The sequence below is a fragment of the Bacillus sp. ABP14 genome, from assembly GCF_001831375.1.
GTDB lineage: Bacteria > Bacillota > Bacilli > Bacillales > Bacillaceae_G > Bacillus_A > Bacillus_A paranthracis.
Window position 1 is genome coordinate 4,682,288 of record NZ_CP017016.1, and the last position, 23,676, is coordinate 4,705,963.

The window sequence follows — 23,676 nt, forward strand, 5'->3', positions numbered from 1 at the left end:
AACATAGTGTTTTACGAGCTTTTTTTATTGTACTTGTTCTAAACCATTTGGAGTAATCTTGAAGGAAATCTCTTTAAATTTCTTCGCATCTCCTTTTCCAAGTAACTCACCAACTTTATACCAACTTAAACGATCAGATTCTGCATGATACACTTTTATCGTATCCCCATACTGGAATGGCGTACCGTTTACTTGCTCAGCAAAATTCTTTGAAGTTTCCTGTCCTTCTGCTGTTACATGCTTTTTCTCTTTACCATTTGAATCATAAAGCGTAAGACCTATATACTGCTCATTTACAAATCGATAATGGATTGTCTCATCTGTAAATGTTGCATGTAATTTCTTTTCTCCATGATTTAGCGTAACGATTGAACGGGTTATATTAGATACACCTTGATACACTACGCTATCTCCGTATGTTACTTCCATAGGAACTTCTGTCACCTTTTTATTTCCAAAACGATCTTTCGTTTCTACTCTTATTGTTTGCTTACCAATTGTTGTTGTATCTGGTTTCCCTACAAAACCTACTACTTCTCCATCATTCACTTCAACAAAATTCTTCGCGTCTAACGTTTCGCTATCTGTTCCGATTACTACTTTTTGTGGCACGGCTTTTACTTCTTGTTGCGTCTCGATTCTCTCAAAACCTTTTGCTGTTACTTTGAAGAATAGTTCTTTTGCCCCTTTTTTCTCACCTTGGCCAGCAAAGTTATTATTTTGATACCATTTTAAGCGGTCTGGTTCTGCATGGAATACTTTCACTACATCTCCATACTCAAACTGCAGTCCATTCACTTGCTCTGCAAAGTTCTTTGAAGTTTCTTGTCCTTCTGCTGTTACATGCTGTTTCTCCTTTCCGTTTTGATCATATAACGTGATTCCCATGTATTGTTCTTTATCAAAGTATTCATGAATTTGTTCATCCATATCAGTCGCATGTAATTTCTTCTCTTCATGCTTTAATGTTACCACTGACGCGATTTCATTGTTATATCCTACATATGCAATACTATCTCCATATGTTACTTCTAACGGTACTTCTGTTACTTGCTTATTTCCAAACATATCTTTCGTTTCTACCTCTACTGTTTGTTCACCAATCTTTGTTGTGTCTGGTTTCCCTACAAAACCTACTACTTCACCGTCTTTTACTTCAACAAAAGCTTTTGGATCTAACTTCTCAACGTCTGTTCCTACTACTACTTGTTGTGGTTTAGCCGTTATTTCTTGTAAACTACCTTTTAATTCAAAGCCTTGTGGAGTAATCTTAAAGAATTTTTCTTTTTTATTTTTAGCCTTCCCTTGATCTACAAGTGTGTTATTTTGGTACCACTTCAGACGATCCGGTTCTGCATGAAATACTTTTACTACATCACCATATTCAAAAGCCAATTCATTTAAGTCCATCGCAAATCTTTTTCCAGTTTCTTGTCCTTCTGCTGATACACGTTTCTTTTCAATTCCATTCCGATCATATATCGCTAAGCCCATATATTCTTCTTTCTCGAAACGGTAATGTATTTTATTATTAGTAAAGTTTACATTTAATTTTTTTTCATTGTGTCGAAGCGTCACTGTCGACATTACATCATTTGAAAGTCCTTGAAAAATGATACTATCACCATAAATCCCATTGACTTGGACAGGAATTGAATTTTTATTTCCCTTCTCATCCTCAATTTCTACTAATACTTCCTGTTTTCCATCCTCTAATTTAGACCATGTAATCTTACCTGTTACTTTTACATTCTCCCCTAAATTTTGAACAAGTTTACTTGCTTCATTCTCATCAGACTCTGTACCAACTACAAGGTTTTTCACCTCATTAGCAGGTTCACCATACGGAACCTTATACGGTTCAACTTGCTTCTCACGAATATCATTACTATCTGTAGCTTTCCAAATTTCCTTTTCTAATTTAGGTAAATTTAATTTTTCTATTTTCTCTCTAATATCATCATTTGGTGTTAATCCCCATTCCTCAAAGAAAGGAATTAAATTTTGCCCTGCCACTTGCGATGTCATATAAATAAATAGCTGCTTTTTCTCTTCATCAGAATGAGGCATTTCACTCTGAGGTAACAAACGATAGGCTTGATGTAATCTAGGATAAAAATGTTCTCCATAAACGACATTTAATTGCCAAAACATTGTAAGAGGATTAATGTCATCAATGAATCTTTCTGCTTTAGGTTTCTCTAAATACTCAAATGAGTTTTTATAGTGCTCATCCATTTCTAATTGATTCCCTAACGCCTTTTGAACAGCTAATGAGTAAATATTCACTGTAACTTCCCTTACTTTAGACCACTTCCAAGGTTCTTGCTGATGTAAATGTCCAACTTCATGCCATGGTCCCCAGCCATCCTTTTCAAGCACCTCTATATCTAAAACTCTATTCATTGCCGTCGGGATATATCCTGTATGATAATTTTTCGCGAACATAAAGTCACCTTCAGCAGGCTTCCGCTTCTCAACAAACTGAGCATAATGAATTGGAGATTTTGCAACCCCAACACCGTCCTCAGATAATCCTGCTACTGCATTTTCTATTCGAATAATCTTATCATGCAATTCCATTAACTCTATCGGGTTTGTTTTTTTCATAAACTTTTGTATAGAGTTCGGACTAGCAGTAATTAAACTTCTCTCACCTTTTAATTCCACTGCATAAGGATCCTTATATTTTTTTAACATTTCATCCCAATCTTTTTTCGTATGCTTACCTAAAATAAATAAAGGGAAATGACTACCACCATTCGTAACGGAAGCTGTTACTTCTCCTTCATTATTCATATTGTAAAAATATAAAATACCGCCTCTTGGAGATGAAATAATATTTTTCCCTGGTTTTAAATCAAACTCTTCTGGGTCCTTTTCATCATAAGATCTCGTTCCTATGAAAGCTTGAATAGGCTGCGTTCCTTTTATGTCAATTGTAATCTCTTCATTTGGCTCTGCATAAATTCCAGTTGGTTCATTCGCAGAAAGTTTCCAACTAACTCTTAAACGTTTATTTTCTTCATCCACGCTACCTTTCCCCGGCAACTGAAATACTCTCTGCTCAAATTTATTCTCTGTAACCTCTTCTAATTTCCCACCTTTATTTTCTTCCAAAGGTGCTGCATATCCTTTCGATGCTTCGAAAGCTACTGGCGATAATAATGTAGATATACATATTCCAGCCACTAATACCCTACTCGTCTTTTTCTTCGACATAATCTGTGTCCCCTGTTCCTTTATTTAGAAAAAACATCCTATATATTCATTTAATAAAGCATCCTATTATCTTCATAAAAACATTTAATGAATAGACTAACACCTCGCGCACCTGTATCATTTACTACCGCATTTCTCTCCATGTATTCGCTTTTCTACATTATAAAATTTTTATGTACTGTATCCTCCTCACTTCCCTCTACTTGTGATGAGTTCTCTCTACATAAAAAGAGAATAGTAAAAGATATATTTCGGTATTGTCATCTATACATCTAAAGTTGTAAATAGTAATAGAATCTTACATTTTCTTCATATATGACCATCTATAGGTAGTTTTTCCAACTGAATTTTACACGCTTTCTACTTTGTTAGATAGCCTTTTCAATCAGAACAATGTTACAATTTTGTGAATACAATCTATTAATTGTAACGTTTGAATTTTACTATATTTATATTGTTTCCAAATAAAGTTCTACTGTATAAATAGTGTTATTATCTTGTATTTAATTTTCCTAATATAAATTTGTGTTCATAAAAAAAACATTGGCACACGCCAATGCTTTTTCTTTATCTCTTTTGATTCGGTTTATGTGGTTCATTCGGAGTATGTGGTTTATTATTATCATGACCATTTCCTTTTTTCCAGCTCACTGATAACTCCGGACTTGTTTCTTCTTCACTGCGCTCAAGTAATACGACTGCATTTTGAATTGTCGGTGTACCTTTATGTGCAATTCCTTGTAGCTTCGTTAATTTCCCGATTACTTTAAAGCTAAAACCACCAGCTGGTGTTTGTTTCGGAATTAAAATGCGGAACTTTTCTCCTACATTAAATTCTGTTTTTGCTTCGCCCTTTTCATTCACAAATTTTACTCCAGCTGGAGCACCTGTTGCTTGCACTTTATACGTTCCGCTTTTTGCATTTGTTTCTACTGTATATAAACCTGTTTCAAAGAAATCATTTTTCAATACTGCTTGTTGTTCTTCCGATGGTACGACACTCATTGTAATTTCTTGTAACTCTTCACTAGCGCTTGCTTTTGCAACGATATCTTTCGTTACCTTTTCTACATTTTTATTGCGGAAGTCTAAATCATTAATATCGATTTGTTTTAACGCATTCCATACTGCAAGCTGCGTTGCATAATGAGCTTCTCTCCAATCAGAAACACCTAATTCTTGCGGGCTCTTTTGTGGATATCCATTTAATAATACACGGTATACGTTAATATCCACTTTCCCCATTTCCGGTAAATCTTGACCGCTTGGAGATTTTAAATCTACATTTAAGCAAAAAGCAATTTTGCCATCTGCCGTTTTAATAAGCTCTGTTCGGATTGGTTTCTTCTTAGACTTACTGTAACTCCAATCCATTTGATACTTTGTGTGGTCCATGACTTCTGCGAATGCTTTTTGAAGCGGGAATAACACAAATAAAACACTTAAAAACATAACTAAAAGTTTGAACGATTGCTTTATATTCATGTTTACAGCCCCTTATAACAAACTTGATATTAAGTAGTATTTATTTAGAAACTATTTTTATGCAAAAAAGAGTGCTTTTACGCACTCTTCTTTCTTACCCTAATCTTAGAAATCGAAGTTATCAGGATCTGGACCAACGCGGTGATTTTGATTTAACGCATCGATTTTTTCCATATCTTCTTTCGTTAATTCAAAGTTAAATACATCAGCATTTGCAATGATGCGGTGTTCTTTCGTTGATTTTGGGATTGTAATTACTCCATTTTGAAGATCCCAACGTAAAATCACTTGCGCTGTTGTTTTGCCGTGTTTCTCAGCAATCTCTTGTAATGTTTCGTTATCTAATAATTGACCTTGCATTAATGGTGACCATGCTTCCATTTGAATACCTTGTTCTTTACAGAAAGCTTGTAGTTCTTTTTGTGTTAAACGAGGGTGGTATTCTACTTGGTTAATCATTGGTTTAATTTCTGCATCTTTCATTACATCTTGTAAATGATGGATTTGGAAGTTACTTACACCAATTGCACGTACGCGCTTTTCTTTATAAAGTGTTTCTAACGCTCTCCACGTATCTTTATATTTTCCTTCTGAAGGCCAGTGAACAAGATATAGATCTAAATAATCTAGTCCTAATTTTTTTAGACTCTCTTCGTATGCAGCGATTGTTGTTTCATATCCTTGGTCTGCGTTCCACACTTTTGAAGTGATGAATAAATCTTCTCTTGAAATACCAGTTGCTTCGATACCTGCACGAATTCCTTCACCTACAGCTTTTTCATTTCCGTAAATTGCAGCTGTATCGATGCTACGGTATCCTGCTTTAATCGCTGATTTTACAGCTTCTACAAGTTCTGGCCCATCTTCTACTTTAAATACGCCTAAACCGAACCAAGGCATTTCTACACCGTTATGCAATGTTATTGTACTTTGTAAATTTTTCATTATATTTTCTCTCCTTCTATTTCACTTGATCTCTTTTTTCTAATGTCATACTCCACGCTGTTAAAATAACAGCGGCTACTACCATAAGACCACCTACCCAAGCAGTATGGATTAATCCTAACGAATTCGTTACAAGGCCACCTATATAAGAACCTAAAGCGATTCCTCCGTTAAATGCGGCAATATTAATTGCTGAAGCAACATCAACCGCACTCGGAACAAAGCGCTCTGCCAATATAACTACATATACTTGTAGCCCCGGAACATTCATAAACGCGAATAGTCCCATGAAAATAATTGTGATTAATCCAGCTACTTTAAATGGCGCTGTAAATGTTAAAATAAATAATATGATCGCTTGAATAAAGAACATGTAAAATAGCGCTCGAATCGGATTATGATTCGATAATTTTCCGCCGACCATATTCCCTATCGCAATGGCAATTCCATACACTAATAAAATGATCGTAACGGTACTTGCTTCAAACCCTGTTACTTCTTGTAATAGGGGTGATAAATACGTAAATGTTACAAATGTACCGCCGTATCCAAGTGCAGTAATAATGAAAACAAGTAATAGTCTTCCATTTTTAATTAGTTTGAATTGATCACGAAACGATACAGGTACACCATTTTTCAAATTAGATGGGACTAGTATACTGTTTGCGATAAAAGCAATAATTCCAATTACGACAATCGCCATAAATGACGCTCTCCAGCCAAATTGTTGACCGATAAACGTTCCAATTGGTACACCTGTAATAGTCGCAACTGTTAATCCAGTAAACATAATCGCAATGGCGCTAGCACGTTTATTCTCTGGGACGATTGCGGCCGCAATTGTAGATCCTATCGACATAAACACACCATGTGCAAATGCAGATACAATTCTTGCGATAATTAATATAGTGAAGCTAGTTGCTACTGCCGCAATACCATTACCAATAATGAAAATAACCATAATCCACATTAATAATGTCTTTCTCGACATACTAGCCGTTAGCGCTGTTAAAACAGGAGCTCCTACTGCCGCACCTAATGCATATAAGGAAACAGTTAAACCAGCTGTTGTAACCGAAACATTTAAATCTTTTGAAATGGATGGTAATAAACCGACACTAATAAATTCGGTTGTACCAATCCCAAACGCACTAATTGCTAGTGCTAATAAAGCAAACATACTTCTTCGATTCGTCTGAACTTCCGAAGATGGTACTGTATATGAACTCAATTGAATTCCTCCTTATTGCAAGAAATCCAATCATAATAGTGCGATAAAAAGGCCCTTCTATCTTCTAAAAATATATTTAATCTCTACAAATGCTATTATGAATGGTTTCATTCTTTTTTTGAAGAACGCACTTTAAAGTACGATAGGCACCAAAAAGTAACATAGTCACTTTTCAGTACCGTACTACTCATTTGCCTCTTACATGTGCTATTATGAAACATATTTAACATGATAAAAAGTACGTACTTTAAAGTGCTATAGGTACTAAAAAGTAACATTTGTATGACTTAGCTTACTTTACTCACAAAAGGAGGGCTTTATTATGAAGAAATACAATATTCCTGTAGAGGCGACCTTAGAAGTTATCGGCGGAAAATGGAAGGTTGTTATCCTTTGTCACTTAACGAAAGGTACAAAGAGAACGAGTGAACTAAAACGTTTAATGCCTGGTATTACACAAAAAATGTTAACACAGCAATTACGTGAATTAGAAGACGACGGCGTTATTCAAAGAAAAGTATACAATCAAGTCCCACCAAAAGTAGAATATTCCCTTACTGATTACGGTTGGTCTTTAGAATCCATTCTTGATTCTCTTTGTTCTTGGGGCGAATGCCACCTTGAAAAAGAAGGTAAGACATCGATGTTAATAACAGAAGGTGAACAATAAAAAAAGGAAAAAATGAACATAAATTTGTCCATTTTTTCCTTTTTTTATTTGTATATACGTACATTTCTAAGCTTAACAAAATAATTTATGCGCTTTCATGCCTTGGCAGTACTACGTTATACACGCAATATCAAATAATTAGGAATCATTTTTATGTTAACATAGGTGTATATAGTATATAATATAGGATATATATTATATACACTTTCCGGTAACGGAGCTTTTCCATTATGCGGACAAGCCATGTATCGGACAGTTCATAAATAATAGGTAGGACATTATGGTTTTGGGTTTATGATTTCAGCTTACTTGCTGACATAAATTTAAAGGCATTTTATTGTGTTTTGTGAAACTTTGTATAAAGTTTCGCAAGCGTTTACTATCTTACCTATCAAAAATAAGAGTATTGCTATCGTAAAGGAGAATTGGAGATGCCAGAAACTATGACTCAAACAAAGCCAGAACAAGAAACTGTACAAATTTCTGCTAGCCAAGGACAACTTGATGTACTTGATCAGTTGTTAAAACCTGAGGTACAAGAATCATTAACAACACTAGTAGAACAGCTTCCAAAATTAACTGAGCTTGTTAACATTTTAACTAAGTCTTATGACTTCGCTCAAACTGTTGCTACTGATGAAGTATTAAAAAGCGACACTGTTGGTGCAATCACAGAGCTTGTAGAACCTGTAAAAGATACAGTGAAAAGCATGGCTGCAACTGCAATCGAAGCGAAAGATCGTGCTGACGAAAGCAACGAAGTTATCGGCCTATTCGGTCTTTTAAAATTACTAAAAGATCCACAAGCACAAAAAATGTTCCGCTTTGTGAACGCATATCTTCAAATTAGTGCAGAACGTAACAATAAATAAGTTAACTTATAACAACAATTAGTAAAGACGGGGGATATCATACTATGTCAAAACAAATTGTCATCTTAGGCGCTGGTTATGGCGGTCTTCTTGCCGCTTTAAACGTACGTAAATATTACAGCAAATCAGAAGCACAAGTTACAGTGATTAACCAATACCCAACACACCAAATCATCACTGAACTACACCGCCTTGCAGCTGGTAACGTGTCTGAGCAAGCAGTTGCAATGCCACTTACAAAGCTTTTCAAAGGTAAAGATATCGATCTTAAAATCGCAACAGTTGAGTCATTCTCAGTTGATAGCAAAGAAATCAAATTAGCTGGCGGCACTACTTTATCTTACGATGCACTTGTAGTTGCTTTAGGAAGTAAAACTGCTTACTTCGGTATTCCAGGACTAGAAGAAAACAGCATGGTATTAAAATCTGCTGCTGATGCAAACAAAATCTACAAACACGTTGAAGACCGTATTCGTGAATACGCGAAAACGAAAAACGAAGCTGATGCTACAATCGTAATCGGTGGTGGCGGATTAACTGGCGTTGAGCTAGTTGGTGAGCTTGCTGACATTATGCCTAAACTTGCAAAAAGCCACGGCGTAAATCCAAAAGAAGTGAAACTTCTTCTTGTTGAAGCAGGTCCAAAAATCCTTCCAGTATTACCAGACCACTTAATCGAACGTGCAACTACTAGCCTAGAAGCACGCGGCGTTACATTCTTAACTGGTCTTCCTGTAACAAACGTTGCTGGCAATGAAATCGACTTAAAAGACGGTCAAAAACTTGTTGCTAACACATTCGTTTGGACGGGCGGCGTTCAAGGTAACCCACTAATCGGTGAATCAGGTCTTGAAGTAAACCGTGGTCGTGCAACAGTTGATGCATACCTACAATCTACTTCTCACAAAAACGTATTCGTTGCTGGAGATAGCGCTGTTGTCTTCGCTCCAGACGGACGTCCATACCCACCAACTGCACAAATCGCTTGGCAAATGGGTGAGTTAATTGGATACAACTTATACGCAGCACTAGAAGGCAAAGCATTCGAAGAGTTCGCACCTGTAAACTCTGGAACACTTGCTAGTCTAGGACGTAAAGATGCTGTTGCTACAATCGGAGCAAGCAATACTCCACTTAAAGGCTTACCAGCATCATTAATGAAAGAAGCAAGTAACGTTCGTTACTTATCACACATTAAAGGTCTATTCAGCTTAGCTTACTAATCTGAATATAAGCCCGAATCATGCCCTGCATGGTTCGGGCTATTTTTATCCGAAATTTTCTCTAACTTATTTATTCGTCAAAAAAATGATATACCCTTTAAATTTATCTAAATATACTGACTCTTTATAATGAAAGCTGTCCCGTTTTGGAACAGCTTTTATTGTCGCTTTTTGTCGGTAAATCGATATATCGGAGAAATCGCTGATATATTCAGATTTGCGCTGATATATTTCGAAAATCGCCGATATAATTTTTAAACCTTCTTCATTATCCTAACTTCACAAGGCTGTAGTTCTTCTTCCCTTTACGAATAATAATAAATCGTCCATCAAATGAATTTTCTACCGTAACATCCGTATCTACATCCGTTACTTTTTCGCCATTCATAGAAATAGCTCCATTATTAATATCTTCACGCGCTTGTCGTCTAGATGGTTCAATTCCTAAATCAACTAGCCATTCTACGATATTTTTCGTCTCTTTTGAAGACTGGAATGTTGGCATTTCTTTAAAGCCTTGTTCAATTTCATCGGCTGTTAACGATTTAATATCTCCGCTAAATAACGCTGCTGTAATTTTCACAGCTTGCAGCAATGCTTCTTCTCCATGAACGAATTTCGTCATTTCTTCCGCTAGTACTTTTTGCGCTTCACGTTTATGAGGCTCTGTTTCTACCTTCACTGCCAACTCATCGATGCGCTCTTTCGTTAAGAACGTAAAGTATTTCAAGTATTTAACGACATCACGGTCATCTGTATTCACCCAGAACTGGTAAAATTCAAACGGTGTTGTTTTTTCAGGATCAAGCCAAACTGCACCACCTGCTGATTTACCAAACTTCGTACCATCTGATTTCAATAATAACGGAATTGTCAATCCAAATACTTTTGCTTCGTGCCCTTCTAACTTACGAATTAAATCTAAACCACTCGTAATATTTCCCCATTGGTCACTACCGCCAATTTGCAGTTGAACATCTTCTTTCGTGTATAAATGATGGAAGTCCATCGCTTGTAAAATTTGGTACGTAAATTCTGTGAAAGAAATTCCTGTATCTAAACGACTTGCTACGATATCCTTTGCTAACATACTATTAATGCTAAAGTTTTTCCCGTAATCACGTAAAAACTCAATAATATTTATTTCATGTGTCCAGTCGTAGTTATTTACCATCTTTACTTCGCTATTTCCGCCAAAATCAAATAGCTTTTTCATTTGTGCTGTTAACGCATCCACATTATGTTGAACTACTTCTAACGTTTGAAGTTGGCGTTCTGATTGACGTCCACTCGGATCACCAATTGTTCCTGTTGCCCCGCCAATTAAAATAACTGGATGATGGCCAGCTAACTGGAATCTTTTCATCATCATAAACGGAATCAAATGTCCGATATGCATACTATCACCAGTCGGATCAACTCCGCAGTATAGCGAAATCTTTTTCTCTTCTACTAGCTTACGTAAACCTTCTTCATCAGTCTGTTGATTAATGGCGCCGCGCCATTCTAATTCATCAATAATGTTCATCTTTTGTCATCCCCTTTATTTTTTAAAAACAAAAAATCCCTATGTCTATGACATAGGGACGATGATTCACCGTGTTACCACCCAGTTTGTATAAATAGCATAGCTACTCATACCACTCTTAGCAATAATATCGATTGCCAATCCGCTTAGCATTACCTAAGATACTCCAGAGTGTAATTCGCAAATTTGTTTGTGCTAGGTTCCAGCATCCCCTAGCTCTCTCGTTAACAGTGACAAACTGCTACTGGGCTCTTTCAACGTATGTTATTTGTTAAATTATTAGCCATTATATTGAATTGAAAACAAATTGTCAACAATACCCAAATATTATTTTAAAATAATTCGCAGTTTCATACGTATATGTTATTCTTTATCTTCTCCAATAATCCTTACTTCACGCTCTAACTTCACGCCAAATTTCTCTTCAACTGTTTTTTGTACGAAGTGAATTAAATCGATGTAATCTTGTGCTGTTCCGTTATCAACATTCACCATAAATCCAGCATGTTTTAGAGAAACTTCTACTCCACCAATTCGCTTACCTTGTAACCCTGAGTCTTGAATCAATTTACCAGCAAAGTTATTTGGTGGGCGTTTAAATACACTACCACATGAAGGATATTCTAGAGGCTGTTTTGACTCACGTTTAAACGTTAAATCATCCATTTTTGCTTTAATTTCTTCATGTACACCTTCTTCAAGTTCAAATCTCGCTTCAAGAATAATGTAATGGTTGTTCGCAAATACACTCTTACGATAGCCAAATTCAAATGCTTCTTTCGTCAAAGTACGTAGCTCTCCATCACCTGTCATTACGACAGCTTCTGTTAATACATACGAAATTTCACCGCCGTATGCACCTGCATTCATATATAATGCTCCGCCAACTGAACCTGGAATACCACAAGCAAACTCAAGACCCGTTAAGTTATGTTCTAGCGCAATACGTGATACGTCAATAATTGCTGCACCGCACTGTGCTACAATCGTCGTTCCTGTTACAGTAACACCTGTAATATGAATTAAACTTACTGTAATCCCGCGAATTCCACCATCTTTAATAATAACATTCGATCCATTTCCTAAAAACGTAACTGGAATATTATATTTGTTCGCATATTTAATAACTTCTTGAATTTCGTCATAATTTGTCGGCGCAACAAAAACATCTGCTTTTCCGCCAACTTTAATATGCGTATGATTCTTTAACATTTCATCTTGTTTCACATGACCTTCAGGCAATACCGTACTTAAATATTCATAAACCTCTTGCATATTCATTTTACGATTCCTCTATTTCTATATTCTTTTTATCCCGTTATACGGGCCCATAATATCCCCACATACATGAAATGAACCTAAAGTGGTGGATACAGTGTACCCAAAATCAATTCGAGACACCTATTAACCTCTTAATTTATAAGAGGTGCCACTCATATTAAAATATATATTGCATAATAAAGCAACCCAAATGGGCTACTAAACTTGACATGTCATCAGAAAGACAACAATTTGTAAAATATATTACTTTTTCAAAACACTACCCTTCAGTATCTTACTATACCACACGAAAATAAAGTGGTATTTTTTTGTAATCTTTACTTTATTTTCATCAACAAAAAAAGATGCTTTTACATAGGTAAAGGCATCTTTTTCATTACTTATTTTAAATTACTTTTCGTTCTCTTCTTTTTCTTTATCAAACCATAACAGTTCATCGTTATCCACTTCACCATTATAATTGATTAAGATTTCTTCTCCTGCTTTTATATCTTTATAAGCATAGAAGTTAAATGTATGATTCTCAAAGACAATATCATACGTCGCATTCGGTGTATATGAATGATTGAATAACATGCCGTATCCTAAAAGGATTGCCGTATGATTAATCCCATACTCAAATGCGTAGTCAGCAAGTAATGTTTTCTCAATGTGTTCATGCTGTTCATTCGGATAAGAGATAACTGGCGCTGCGTGTATCAACTCACCTTTTTTAATATCACGAGTTGCAAATACACCTCTATTAAATTCTCCATCACTAAGTTCAGAAGTCTTAACTTCGATCATATACGTCACCTATTTAATTCTTTCTTTGAAGTATTTTAATTCCGCTATTAGCTGAATTTCATCTTCTTAAGCTTGGCAGAAAACGAGCAGAAAAGCAATTAAAATCCGAGCAAGTCTTCGTTTAAATGAAAAAAGGGCTCAAACGTTGTGCCCTTTTTAAGTGATATTACTTTTCTAAAATATCTTCTAACAATTTCACTTGCTCGCTAACAGTATGTAATGTCTTCACAGATGTATCATTTCGATGTTTTTCTTCTTCCACACTTGCTAACACTTCTTCTGTAGCCGCAGAAGTTTGCTGGATTACATTGGAAGCATGTGTAACATCCTTTACGATATTCGTCGTTTTAACTTGGAAACTTTCTTGATGACCAACGATTTCTCTCATTACATCATTAATTTCATCAATAAATTTCCCTAAATCCGTTACATTTGTTAAAACACTTACTAGCATTTCATTACATTCTTCTTGTACTCTTTCTGATTTCTCTACTTGCACTTCTACCTTACTTGCTTGATTACTAAAATCCTTCAAAATCCCTTGAATTCTTCCAGCAGAACGATTCGATTCCTCAGCAAGCTTTAGTACTTCATTCGCTACAATAGCAAATCCTTTTCCATGCTCACCTGCTCTTGCAGCTTCAATATTTGCATTTAAAGCTAGTAAACTCGTCTGACTTGAAATATTCGTTATTACATCTACAATTTCATTAATTTGTTTCGATTGCATCATTAAATCTCTAAATATAATTCCTGATTGTGAAACAACATCATTTAAACTTCTCATATTCGCTTCAAAACTTCGTAGAGTATGTACACTACCCTTTGAAATTTCTAAGCTTTCATCAACACGAATCGATGCATTTCTTACTTGAGAAATGATTTGTTCAATATTCCCCTCCATATCATTCAATACTTCTACCGAACGATGCATCATCTCTGATTGTGATTGCGTACCAACTGCTACCTCTTCAAAAGCGAAATTGATTTCACTCATCGACTCCATCGATGTATTCATATTTTGTCTTAAATAATTGAAATTACGATCTAGTTTTACAACCGTTTCCTCAATAAGTCTTTGCGTTTCTTCTAATTCCTGAGCTTTTCTCATTACTTCTTGCTTCTCATCACTTAAACGAGCTAGCAAGTTAGAACCAATTTTCGTGACGCCCCACATAGCGATTGTTACGATCGCTAACAAACTTGCGAAGTTTGCAGCTTCAGATGCAGCTGTATAAGCAAAAAATTGCTCTGGCCAATAACTACAAAGAATAAATGTGATTACAACTGCCACTCCGCCTAGAATTACAACGAGGCGTTCACTTAAATAAATAAGTGAAACGGCTAGTGTAAAATAGACCATTTGAAATACAGCTGGGCTTTCATTAAAAGCTTGTACCATAATGAAAGACATCATAAGCAACATAAATGTCATGATATATTTATACGTCGTTTCCATGCTTTTTATAAAAGTAAGAAGTGTTCCAAATACAACGACAGAAATGCCACAAACCCAAAACGCGATTGCTCTCTCTGTAAAAATATATCCGTAATACCCAATTGCGATGATTCCAAGGAAGAAACTACAAATTGTAATAAACAGCAATAAATGATTTTTCTGTGATTCTTTCTCAAGGTTAGAAAAACAAGTTTTCTTTAACCATTCCATATATAGTCCCACCTTCTGCACTTAATTACTTCAGCTTAAATACCGCACTCACTGGGTTATGATCACTATTTTCAAACTTTAAATCTTTTCCTTGCACATTTACAATCTCAACATTCGGTGAAACGATAAAGCCATCAATAATCGTGACGAAATTTTCACCTTCTACATATTTCTTTACATCATCTCTCACAGTCATAACAGACGGGTCTACAGCCCATTTAAAGCCACCATCAGTAAAGTCCTTCGGTAACTCTACTAACCACTCAGGACGCTCCTTCACAAACTTCGGATCACTTAATTGAACATCAGAAACTAATTGATTCCAATCTCCGCCCATTATTACGTAATCACCATTTTTATAATGCTTGTTCATATATTCTTTTAAAAACTCTACTTGCTGTTTTCTAATTTTCCCGCCTTCATCGTACGCAGACAAATGTAAGTTTACAAGTCTAACATGCTTTCCATTATTAACAGGGATTGTATGTTCAACAATCGCCCGATCTAAATCAAATAAACGCTTTGGCCAAGGCTCCATTCCAGGAAGCTGGAATCTCTTCGCTTCTTGAACAGTGTATTTAGAAAACGTACTTAATCCAGCCTCCGCATATCCCATTGGACTTGTAATTGGAACGGGAACCCATTTTGTATCATAGTTCTTTCCGAACGACGAAGCATAATCAGGTAATCCTTTTTTCAAAAACTCATGCCCATTCACATCAAATGATCTCATTGATTTTATATCGACTTCTTGTAATAACGCAAAATCACTATTCTCATTTTGTAAAAACGAAAGCATACTCTTTAAGTTCGTTTCCGTTTGCGCTTTACTGCTTGAACCAGATCCCTTTCCCCCATCCATAAAGAAATCTTGATCCTTATCTAATCCAGCATATCCAATATTAAATGTTGTAACTTTAAATTCATTTCCTGTCGCTAATACGCGCTCTTTATTCTTTTCTACCTTCAAACTTATAACATCAGCAGGCTGTTCTTTAGTAAGTGTCATATACGCTAAAAAACCACCTACCACTCCCACCCCTACTAAAATACATATAAGTACTATTTTTAATAATTTCTTCAAATAAACGCCCCTTTTCTAAAACACACAACTTAATTATCTTTATTTTCAGTTAACTAAAACTGAATGACAACATACGAAATATTTTATCACAACAAAAACCTTATATCACTATATTTAGTTTATAAGCGATATTTCTTACTCTTACATTATCAAAAATACAAAACGCCCCAACTCCTTCACTGGAAATCAAGCGTAATGTTTAGTACACTATATGTAATAATCATAGGTGATGGAGTTCGCCATAAACGCTACTTAGCTAATGACTCCTACCAGTATAACTACTGGTAGGAGTCTATTTTTTTGAGCAAGCTATTTAAAGAGGTGAGAAAATTGATTTATATTATGGTCGGCATTGCCGGTATATTAGGAGCCCTTTCTCGTTATTATTTAGGTCTTACTATTCATGAATTTTGGCATCATACATTTCCACTAGCTACATTACTTATTAACTTAGCCGGATGCTTCTTACTAGCTTGGCTGACTACGTATATCGCTAAGCTCAACAACTTACCTTCAGATGTAATCACAGGCATCGGGACAGGATTTATCGGTTCTTTTACGACGTTTTCAACATTTAGTGTAGAGACTATTCAATTGATCAATCATTCTGAGTGGGGCATAGCCTTCTTATATGTATCATGCAGCATACTTGGTGGCCTCATTATGTCTGGACTTGGCTATACACTAGGTGATTTCTTACTTAAGAAACATCTTACGGAAGGTGATCACTTATGATAGAAGCTTTATTAGTAGCAACAGGAGGATTTTTCGGTGCGATTACACGATTTGCAATTAGCAATTGGTTTAAAAAAAGAAATAAGACTTCCTTTCCAATTGCTACATTTCTCATTAATATAACAGGAGCATTTTTACTCGGATATATAATTGGCAACGGAGTCACTACAGGTTGGCAATTATTATTAGGTACTGGATTTATGGGTGCCTTCACGACATTTTCAACATTTAAGCTAGAGTCCATTCAGCTCTTCAATCGTAAAAACCTTGGCATACTATTTCTATATTTAAGTGCTACTTATATCATTGGTATCCTCTTCGCATTCCTTGGAATGCAGCTAGGCGGAATATAAAAAAAGCGACTCTTATCAGTCCATAGCCATCAACTTTAAAAAAGTGCCTCCGATGCTAAAAGCATCGGAGGCACTTTTTTTACAATCTTTGAATACAATCCTATATTTTGGGCATACTCAAATAGAACTTCCTATGGTACCTATTTTTTTATGAAGCCATTGGAAGCTGATCCGTTGATTTACCTATTAAGCCTAGGATCTCAAACGGTGTTCTTTTTTTATACCGTCGTGCTTTTCTCCCATTTTTACTGATATCTTGAAAGAGCCTGCTGAGCACTGAAACAGGATGTTGGAAAGTATAAAAAAGTGCGGCGTGTATTTTTTTTAGATAAATCTGCACCATATAAGTACACTTCAACTCACTCATTTCTTTTCCTTTTTTCTCCCATAAAAGTCTTCGCATCTGATAAGTAACGCTTGCGACTAAACATAAACGTAAGAGTTGGCCATACAAATGACATTGAAATCGTTCTAATTTCATTTTTTTACTTACATGAATATGAAATATAGATTTCCATGTTTTAAATAGAATTTCTACTTGCCATCTTAATGAATAAAAAGCATATACCTCTGTGGCCGGCAGTTTCTCTGACGAAGTGTTGGTAACTAATAGATTTACTTTGCTCGCATACTTTGGCATTTTCTTTTTCATTTTTTTATGATGTGCCAAGCGCTTATCCCATTCATTCTGCTTTAAACGATATAAGATGAGGCGAGTTCGATGCTTGTACTTTAATCCGATATATACCTCTGGCAATTCTAGCGTTTCTCCTTCTTGTAAATTCTTCGTTAAGGATTCTATATTTAATAAAATCCAATTTCCATCTTCCCCTTTTTGGTACACTTGCGTGTTCCAACGAATTCTAGATATATAGTAAGCTTCGGCTAGTGAGATATTCTCTAAATCACTAATATCATGATACCCAAGGTCGCGAAGTACGAGGTCTTCAGCTTGCAGGGTTTTCGTCCGTTCTTGTCCATATTTTGCATCGTTGCTAGTTGCGTGGTCTGCGGTCATTCCTAAAAATTCTCCTGACAGTAGTTCGTATTCCAATTGAATTTTTACACCTGATTCAGAACCTCCACCGCCAAATCCTTTAAAAACTTTGGCATAGGAAGAAGGAAGCTGAAAAGATGTCGAATCCAAAATGCGAATTCGTGTAAAGCGACTGGCTAGCGATTGTGTGGGATAAATTTTTTGCCGGAAGGCATACAGAAATAACTCTTTGAGAAAGGTTACAGTTTTCTCATTCCAACGCTTATTGAGTGCCTCCGCTGAGATGCAAGTACCGGTGGCTTCATTTAATCTCGTGCAAAGGCTAACTAAAGATTCAGAACTGATTGTTTGTCCTAAAAACACACAGAGTGATACAAGGTTCTGTGCCTGAAATTTTCGTTTCCGTTGAATCATACCTGTTTGATACGCAAGTTCCTCGATTGGTGCGTCATTGTTTATAGCCATAAATTAAAACACCCTTTCATACAGTACTGCATGAAAGGGTGCCCTAATTTCATTATTTTATTCATTTTCTTAAGTTGATGGCTATGCTCTTATCAGTCGCTTTTTTTATAAGAAGTAAGTCCCACCATATGGAATGGAAAGTAAACCCGCTGGATACACATCATAATGCACACTTTGCATTGGAAGTTGTGAGTATGGCATATACTGTCCTTGCATCATTTGTGCCAAATATGCTTGTTGCTGCATTTGAATCACTTGATTCACAGCATGAATGGTTCCCTGTGCCCCGGCAAGCGTAATAGCTGCCCCCACTTGTCTACCACTATAAAAATAATGATTCATCATTATTCAACTCACTTATTATTTTTCTTCCATATCGTATGTTTCTATTTCATGAGGAGTGTTTCATTCCGATTAACGAATCCCTCACTAATTAAACCTCATTTTATCTATTATTTTTTTTCAGCTTTGAAGTAATAAATCCAAATAGTAATACACCAATACCACTAAGGAACAATACATAACTTATCGGTACTAAGAAAAAGAAAGGTTCTTCAAGGAACCCATTCGCTCCTACTTTACTGTTTGAAGCATGTATCGTTAAAGAAATAATCGCTAAAATCATGAAAGAAATAGCTACTACGTATGTATTTTTCATTTCACATTCTCCTCTATTCATATAATTACCCTTAGATTGTTAACATCATATTACCCAAAACAACATTAACAGTCAATAATTATTTATTGTTTTACAATAAATAATTATTGACTGTTATAAACAAAAAGGTTTGCGAAGTATCTGAAATTGCCTCACAAACCTTTTCAAACATCAATATTTACACTTCAAATCTCTTACTTACTACAACATAAATCGCACACAACAGCACAAATATTCCAGCACAAATTAACAAAATTTCTACACTAAACATATCAGCCAATGGGCCAAATATTATCATTCCTAAAGGAAGCGCGCATGAATTAGCGATTTGTACAACACTAAACATCCGCCCATGCATAGAAGGTTCTACTTTTTCCTGTAATAACACGGTAACTGGTGTATTGAAGCACGGCATTGTTATACCAATTAAAAAATTAAATAGTAAATACATAATAAATATTGGTGCAATCCCTAATCCAATCATAAGCAGTCCATATAACGCACAAGCTAGCGCTGTTGTATGCATACGATTACGAAAGCCACCCCACGCCGCAATTAATACGCCACCAGCTGCTGCCCCCGCACTAAAAGTCATCTCACTAGCAGTAAGTCTCCACATTTCTGCACCGAAAGAACGAGTTACCATTAAAGGTGTTAAAAAGGCAGCTGGACTTATTAAGATCATGACAATGATTAATAAAACGAGTAGCCTTTTAATAAATACATTTTCTTTTAAATAAACAAAACCTTCTTTTATACCTTGTAGATTAGATTTTTGCTTACTCTCTGCATTCACATGTCTCTCCACTTGAATGATAAACATAATACTAATTCCGATCATAGCCGTAATAACATCAATAAAAAATGTCGTTTCAATGCTAGCAATAGAAAGAATTGCCGCACTTGCTGCTGGAGAAAGAAACATAATTAAAGATGTAATACTGCTATTTATCCCATTCACTTTCATAAGATGATCTTTTGGAACGATTTGTGGGATTAACGCATTCACAGCTGGCGTTTGTACCCCTGTCCCGGCTGAACGAATGAGTAGTACTATAAAAAGTAACCAAATACTTTTATATCCTGTTAAAAATAAAACTGCTAAAACTAATGTAGCAATTGCTATAACCCCGTCCGATAACATAATCATTTTTTTACGGTCGTAACGATCAATCCAAACACCTGCAAATAAAGAAATCGCGATTTGTGGTAGGAAACCGCAAACAGTTGAAATGGTCAACATCATCCCCGATGATGTTGTAAGGGTGATATACCATATAATCGCGTACTGTACGAGAGATGAACCGAATAACGAAATCGTTTGAGCGGTCAAAAATAATATAATTTTCGTTTTCCAATTGTTTTCACTCATACGTTTCACACCCCCTTAACTAATCCCGTCTCTATATGAAAGATGCTATCTGCCCAATCAAGATAAAAACTTGCTTCGTGAGATACGAGTATAATGCTGCCCTTAAACTTAATTAACGCCTTTTGCAAAGCTTCCTTCGCTTCTGCATCCAAATGATTTGTCGGCTCATCTAAAATTAAGAAGTTACAAGGTGATAGTAATAATCCACACAGTTTCACCTTCGATTGTTCACCACCACTTAACGTACGAATTTCTTGCGAAACGTGCGTATCCTTCACTCCACACGCAGCTAAATGATGGCGTATTTCCTTCCTATTCAGTTTAGGAAACTGTTCTGAAATAATTTGAAGCGGCGTTAAAGAATCATTGCTCCAATTTAAATCTTGCTCATAATATCCAATCTTTATTTGCTCTGAAAAGTGAAACTCTCCAGAAATACTAGCAATATTTCCAACGATTGTTTTTAATAAAGTAGATTTCCCTACTCCATTGAAACCTGTAATAACAAGTTTTTGCCCACCCATTACTGAAAAATTCAACTTTGGTAAGAGAGCGAAGTCGTAACCAACTTCAAGATTATTTACTTCAAAAACTGTCTGAACTGAAATGGGAAGTTCCTGAAAATGAATAGACGGTTTATGAGTAAAACTTGGTGGCGCAATTCTTTCCATACGCTGTAATTGTTTTCTACGACCTTGCGCTATTTTTGAATTCACCCCAGCAATATTTCTACGAATATACTCTTCCGTTTTTTCAATTTTCTTTTGCTGTGCATAATATTGGCGAATATAATCTTTTCGCAAATGCTCCTTTTGTCTTACAAAATCTGAGTATTTGCCGTAATACTTCTTAACTGTTCCGAACTCTACATCACATATGCAAGAAGTTACCTTTTCCAGAAAATCAAAATCATGTGATACGACAATAAACGCTCCTTCAAAATTCATTAAATAATTAGCAAGCCATTCAACATGCTCTTTATCAAGAAAGTTTGTCGGTTCATCTAATAATAAAATATTAGGCTCTTCTAATAAAAGCTTTGCTAAAATTACCTTTGCCCGTTGTCCTCCGCTTAATTCACCAATAATACGCTCCATCCCAATAGCATCAATACCTAAACCAGCTGACACCTTGTTTATTATGCTATCTACTGAATAAAAACCGCGAGCCTCAAGCTGCTCTTGTATTTCAGCTGCTTTCAATAGTTGATTCTCACCTCCAGTCATCGCACTTTCTTCATATAACTTATTCATTCTCTTTTCCATTTCAAACAAATCATAAAAAGCTCGTTTTAAATACTGTGAAATAGTATAGCTCCCATCAATTTCTGCATATTGATCAAGATGTCCAATCTGAATATTAGGTTGCCACTTAACACTCCCCTTATCAGAAATAATTTCCCCCACCAATATTTTCATTAATGTGCTTTTTCCTGCGCCATTCTGTCCAACAATTCCCATATGCTCCCCTTTATGCAAATCAAAAGAAGCATTTTCGTATAATACTTTATCTATAAAACTATGTGATAAACTTTCAACTTTAAGTAAACTCATTTTTATTCCTCTTTTCCTGAAATTAAAAAAAGCAGAGAGATAGCGTCATTCGACACTAGCCCTCTGCTTCGTGGTTTTTTCCATACTAATCCAATTTACAGTAAAAGCTCATTGGAATAATATACACAAAGGGCCATAGACAAAGCATTGTCTATGGCCCCTTAATCTATTTTATACATCAGCTAAATAACCATAACGAAATAAGCATAGGTAGACTATACTTTTTTCAAAAATTATTCAGCCGATGAATATAGGGGGTTATACCCCTTGATTAAGCTCCGTACAACGCTTCACCGTATACATTTGTGCGGAGCAAAGTTTTCTAATGAGTTTTACAAATTTTATATAAAGCATGTTCTACACCTTCCTTAATACTTAAAAGGGATTTTAGCATACAGTTTTATGAAGCGTCAACATTACTTCCAAATCTTTCAACTACTTATTTTCAAAATATTGCTTCTGAAACATACACATTCTTATCGCATTATGATAGTTACCATCAACGAAAAACTCGTCTAACAGTTCACCCTCTACCATAAATCCAACCTTTTTATAAACATGTACTGCTTTTTCATTTTCCTTATCCACAACTAAATATATTTTATGCATATTTAATACAGAAAAAGCGTAATCCATCGCTAAACGCGTCGCTTCCGCTGCATAACCATATCCTTGATAATTCGGATCAATAATGATTTGGAATTCCGTTCTACGGTGAATATAATCGATTTCCACTAACTCAACCAATCCAACCATTTCATTATCTTTTTCAACGATAAATCGGCGTTCACTTTGATCATGTATATGTTTATCGTATAAATCTTGCAGCTCCACAAATGCCTCATACGGCTCTTCAAACCAATACGACATAATATGTGCATTATTATTCAGTTCGTGTACAAACTTTAAATCTTCTCGCTCTAATGGACGCAATTTCAATTCCTGACTCATTTCTATAACCTCCAAGTAAAAGAAACCTCTTCACTTAATTTCTCAATTTTTTTCAATTTCAAACGCCCTAATTTCATTGTAAAGTTTCAAGTGACTTTAAGGTCAAGATATAAAAAAAGTAGTGCAAACTTATGTCTGCACTACTACTCTTTTCTCAAATCTCTCATATTTGATATGTATAACGCAATGACTAAAACAAGAATTGCTCCTGCGTATAATAACGTCTCCAGCGGTTCTTCATGAGATACGATAATTAAACGAATTAATGCCGTGATTCCGATATAGATGAAATAACGTAACGGGAAATGATAGTTCGATTTAAAATACTTAATAATTAATGCAATGAACTCGAAGTATAAGAAATAGACAATAATACTTTCAACTAACTTATATGACGTATACTTCTTCGCTGAAAATATGTATTGAATAAAAGTAATCGTCTCATTAATTAAAAAAATAGATAAGACAATGGATAATATAATTAACGCTATGTTTAATATCCACTGTAAAACGCTTGCGATAAAATGATCAATATTAAACGACTTCATGTTTTCTTTTAGCTCCCCTTCGTGTAGGTATTTATTTATTATAGCAAA

21 protein-coding genes, 1 riboswitch and 1 other annotated feature are annotated in these 23,676 nt (G+C 35.4%); of the genes, 5 read left to right on the plus strand and 16 right to left on the minus strand.

Translation table 11 applies throughout. The annotated features are described in order from the left end of the window. Positions 1–24 precede the first annotated feature (24 nt). From BGI23_RS24600 to BGI23_RS24615, 4 genes are all read right to left on the minus strand, one after another. Entirely contained in the window at positions 25–3,222 is a 3,198-nt protein-coding gene (locus BGI23_RS24600) for a putative mucin/carbohydrate-binding domain-containing protein (RefSeq protein WP_070807122.1), read from the minus strand. 567 nt (positions 3,223–3,789) lie between these two features. Further along, entirely contained in the window at positions 3,790–4,707 is a 918-nt protein-coding gene (locus BGI23_RS24605; protein WP_070807123.1) for a thioester domain-containing protein, read from the minus strand. Positions 4,708–4,812: 105 nt separating this feature from the next. Then, positions 4,813–5,652, minus strand: coding sequence for an aldo/keto reductase (locus tag BGI23_RS24610; protein ID WP_070807124.1), 840 nt, complete (start codon positions 5,650–5,652; stop codon positions 4,813–4,815). Between the two features lie 16 nt (positions 5,653–5,668). Then, on the minus strand, positions 5,669–6,832 hold the full coding sequence (locus tag BGI23_RS24615) for an MFS transporter (RefSeq protein ID WP_172801704.1): 1,164 nt from the start codon (positions 6,830–6,832) through the stop codon (positions 5,669–5,671). A gap of 373 nt (positions 6,833–7,205) precedes the next feature. Here BGI23_RS24615 and BGI23_RS24620 point away from each other — a divergent pair, with 373 nt between their 5' ends. The 3 genes from BGI23_RS24620 to BGI23_RS24630 all read left to right on the plus strand — a co-directional run bounded on the left by BGI23_RS24620 (position 7,206) and on the right by BGI23_RS24630 (position 9,648). Then, positions 7,206–7,553, plus strand: coding sequence for a winged helix-turn-helix transcriptional regulator (locus tag BGI23_RS24620; protein WP_000760470.1), 348 nt, complete (start codon positions 7,206–7,208; stop codon positions 7,551–7,553). Between the two features lie 431 nt (positions 7,554–7,984). Then, positions 7,985–8,425, plus strand: a complete 441-nt coding sequence (locus BGI23_RS24625) for a DUF1641 domain-containing protein (RefSeq protein WP_001115309.1) — start codon at positions 7,985–7,987, stop codon at positions 8,423–8,425. A 44-nt stretch (positions 8,426–8,469) separates the two neighbouring features. Next, entirely contained in the window at positions 8,470–9,648 is a 1,179-nt protein-coding gene (locus BGI23_RS24630; RefSeq protein ID WP_000043204.1) for an NAD(P)/FAD-dependent oxidoreductase, read from the plus strand. Positions 9,649–9,916: 268 nt separating this feature from the next. Here BGI23_RS24630 and tyrS read toward each other — a convergent pair whose 3' ends face one another. The 5 genes from tyrS to BGI23_RS24655 form a co-directional block, all read right to left on the minus strand. After that, positions 9,917–11,176 carry a tyrosine--tRNA ligase gene (tyrS, locus tag BGI23_RS24635; protein ID WP_044791163.1) on the minus strand — a complete coding sequence of 420 codons (1,260 nt, stop codon included), beginning with the start codon at positions 11,174–11,176 and terminating at the stop codon, positions 9,917–9,919. Between the two features lie 51 nt (positions 11,177–11,227). Further along, positions 11,228–11,443: a binding site (T-box leader), on the minus strand. Between the two features lie 96 nt (positions 11,444–11,539). Beyond that, the gene (murB, locus tag BGI23_RS24640; protein WP_001057091.1) at positions 11,540–12,457 is read right to left on the minus strand and encodes a UDP-N-acetylmuramate dehydrogenase; all 918 of its coding nucleotides are present in this window, start codon (positions 12,455–12,457) and stop codon (positions 11,540–11,542) included. 390 nt (positions 12,458–12,847) lie between these two features. Then, positions 12,848–13,243, minus strand: coding sequence for an SET domain-containing protein (locus BGI23_RS24645; protein ID WP_000573649.1), 396 nt, complete (start codon positions 13,241–13,243; stop codon positions 12,848–12,850). Positions 13,244–13,409: 166 nt separating this feature from the next. Then, the gene (locus BGI23_RS24650) at positions 13,410–14,912 is read right to left on the minus strand and encodes a DUF4077 domain-containing protein (RefSeq protein WP_000455057.1); all 1,503 of its coding nucleotides are present in this window, start codon (positions 14,910–14,912) and stop codon (positions 13,410–13,412) included. 25 nt (positions 14,913–14,937) lie between these two features. Next, positions 14,938–15,996, minus strand: coding sequence for an endonuclease/exonuclease/phosphatase family protein (locus BGI23_RS24655; RefSeq protein WP_000734845.1), 1,059 nt, complete (start codon positions 15,994–15,996; stop codon positions 14,938–14,940). Positions 15,997–16,212: 216 nt separating this feature from the next. After that, positions 16,213–16,272: riboswitch (Fluoride riboswitch) on the plus strand. A 54-nt stretch (positions 16,273–16,326) separates the two neighbouring features. Here BGI23_RS24655 and crcB (BGI23_RS24660) point away from each other — a divergent pair. Together crcB (BGI23_RS24660) and crcB (BGI23_RS24665) are read left to right on the plus strand one after the other, a co-directional pair. Beyond that, positions 16,327–16,731, plus strand: coding sequence for a fluoride efflux transporter CrcB (gene crcB / locus BGI23_RS24660; RefSeq protein WP_070807126.1), 405 nt, complete (start codon positions 16,327–16,329; stop codon positions 16,729–16,731). Next, complete coding sequence (gene crcB / locus BGI23_RS24665; RefSeq protein ID WP_042876012.1) at positions 16,728–17,084, plus strand: fluoride efflux transporter CrcB; 357 nt, start codon at positions 16,728–16,730, stop codon at positions 17,082–17,084. Before crcB (BGI23_RS24660) ends, crcB (BGI23_RS24665) begins: the two co-directional genes overlap by 4 nt. 148 nt (positions 17,085–17,232) lie before the next feature. Here the strand turns inward: crcB (BGI23_RS24665) and BGI23_RS24670 are convergent, their stop codons facing one another. The 7 genes from BGI23_RS24670 to psiE form a co-directional block, all read right to left on the minus strand. Next, on the minus strand, positions 17,233–18,546 hold the full coding sequence (locus tag BGI23_RS24670) for an IS4 family transposase (protein ID WP_070807127.1): 1,314 nt from the start codon (positions 18,544–18,546) through the stop codon (positions 17,233–17,235). A gap of 105 nt (positions 18,547–18,651) precedes the next feature. Further along, positions 18,652–18,891, minus strand: coding sequence for a DUF3947 family protein (locus BGI23_RS24675; protein ID WP_000980971.1), 240 nt, complete (start codon positions 18,889–18,891; stop codon positions 18,652–18,654). 100 nt (positions 18,892–18,991) lie between these two features. Then, positions 18,992–19,225: a DUF3955 domain-containing protein gene (locus tag BGI23_RS24680; RefSeq protein WP_002028818.1), complete on the minus strand. Its 234-nt coding sequence runs from the start codon at positions 19,223–19,225 to the stop codon at positions 18,992–18,994. A 157-nt stretch (positions 19,226–19,382) separates the two neighbouring features. Next, positions 19,383–20,576 carry an MFS transporter gene (locus BGI23_RS24685; protein ID WP_070807128.1) on the minus strand — a complete coding sequence of 398 codons (1,194 nt, stop codon included), beginning with the start codon at positions 20,574–20,576 and terminating at the stop codon, positions 19,383–19,385. Positions 20,577–20,581: 5 nt separating this feature from the next. Next, entirely contained in the window at positions 20,582–22,129 is a 1,548-nt protein-coding gene (locus BGI23_RS24690; RefSeq protein ID WP_070807129.1) for an ABC-F family ATP-binding cassette domain-containing protein, read from the minus strand. A gap of 435 nt (positions 22,130–22,564) precedes the next feature. Further along, the gene (gene speG / locus BGI23_RS24695; RefSeq protein WP_000076825.1) at positions 22,565–23,080 is read right to left on the minus strand and encodes a spermidine N1-acetyltransferase; all 516 of its coding nucleotides are present in this window, start codon (positions 23,078–23,080) and stop codon (positions 22,565–22,567) included. 143 nt (positions 23,081–23,223) lie between these two features. Beyond that, a complete protein-coding gene (gene psiE, locus BGI23_RS24700) occupies positions 23,224–23,628 on the minus strand; it encodes a phosphate-starvation-inducible protein PsiE (protein WP_070807130.1) in 405 nt (134 codons plus the stop codon). Positions 23,629–23,676: the final 48 nt, after the last annotated feature.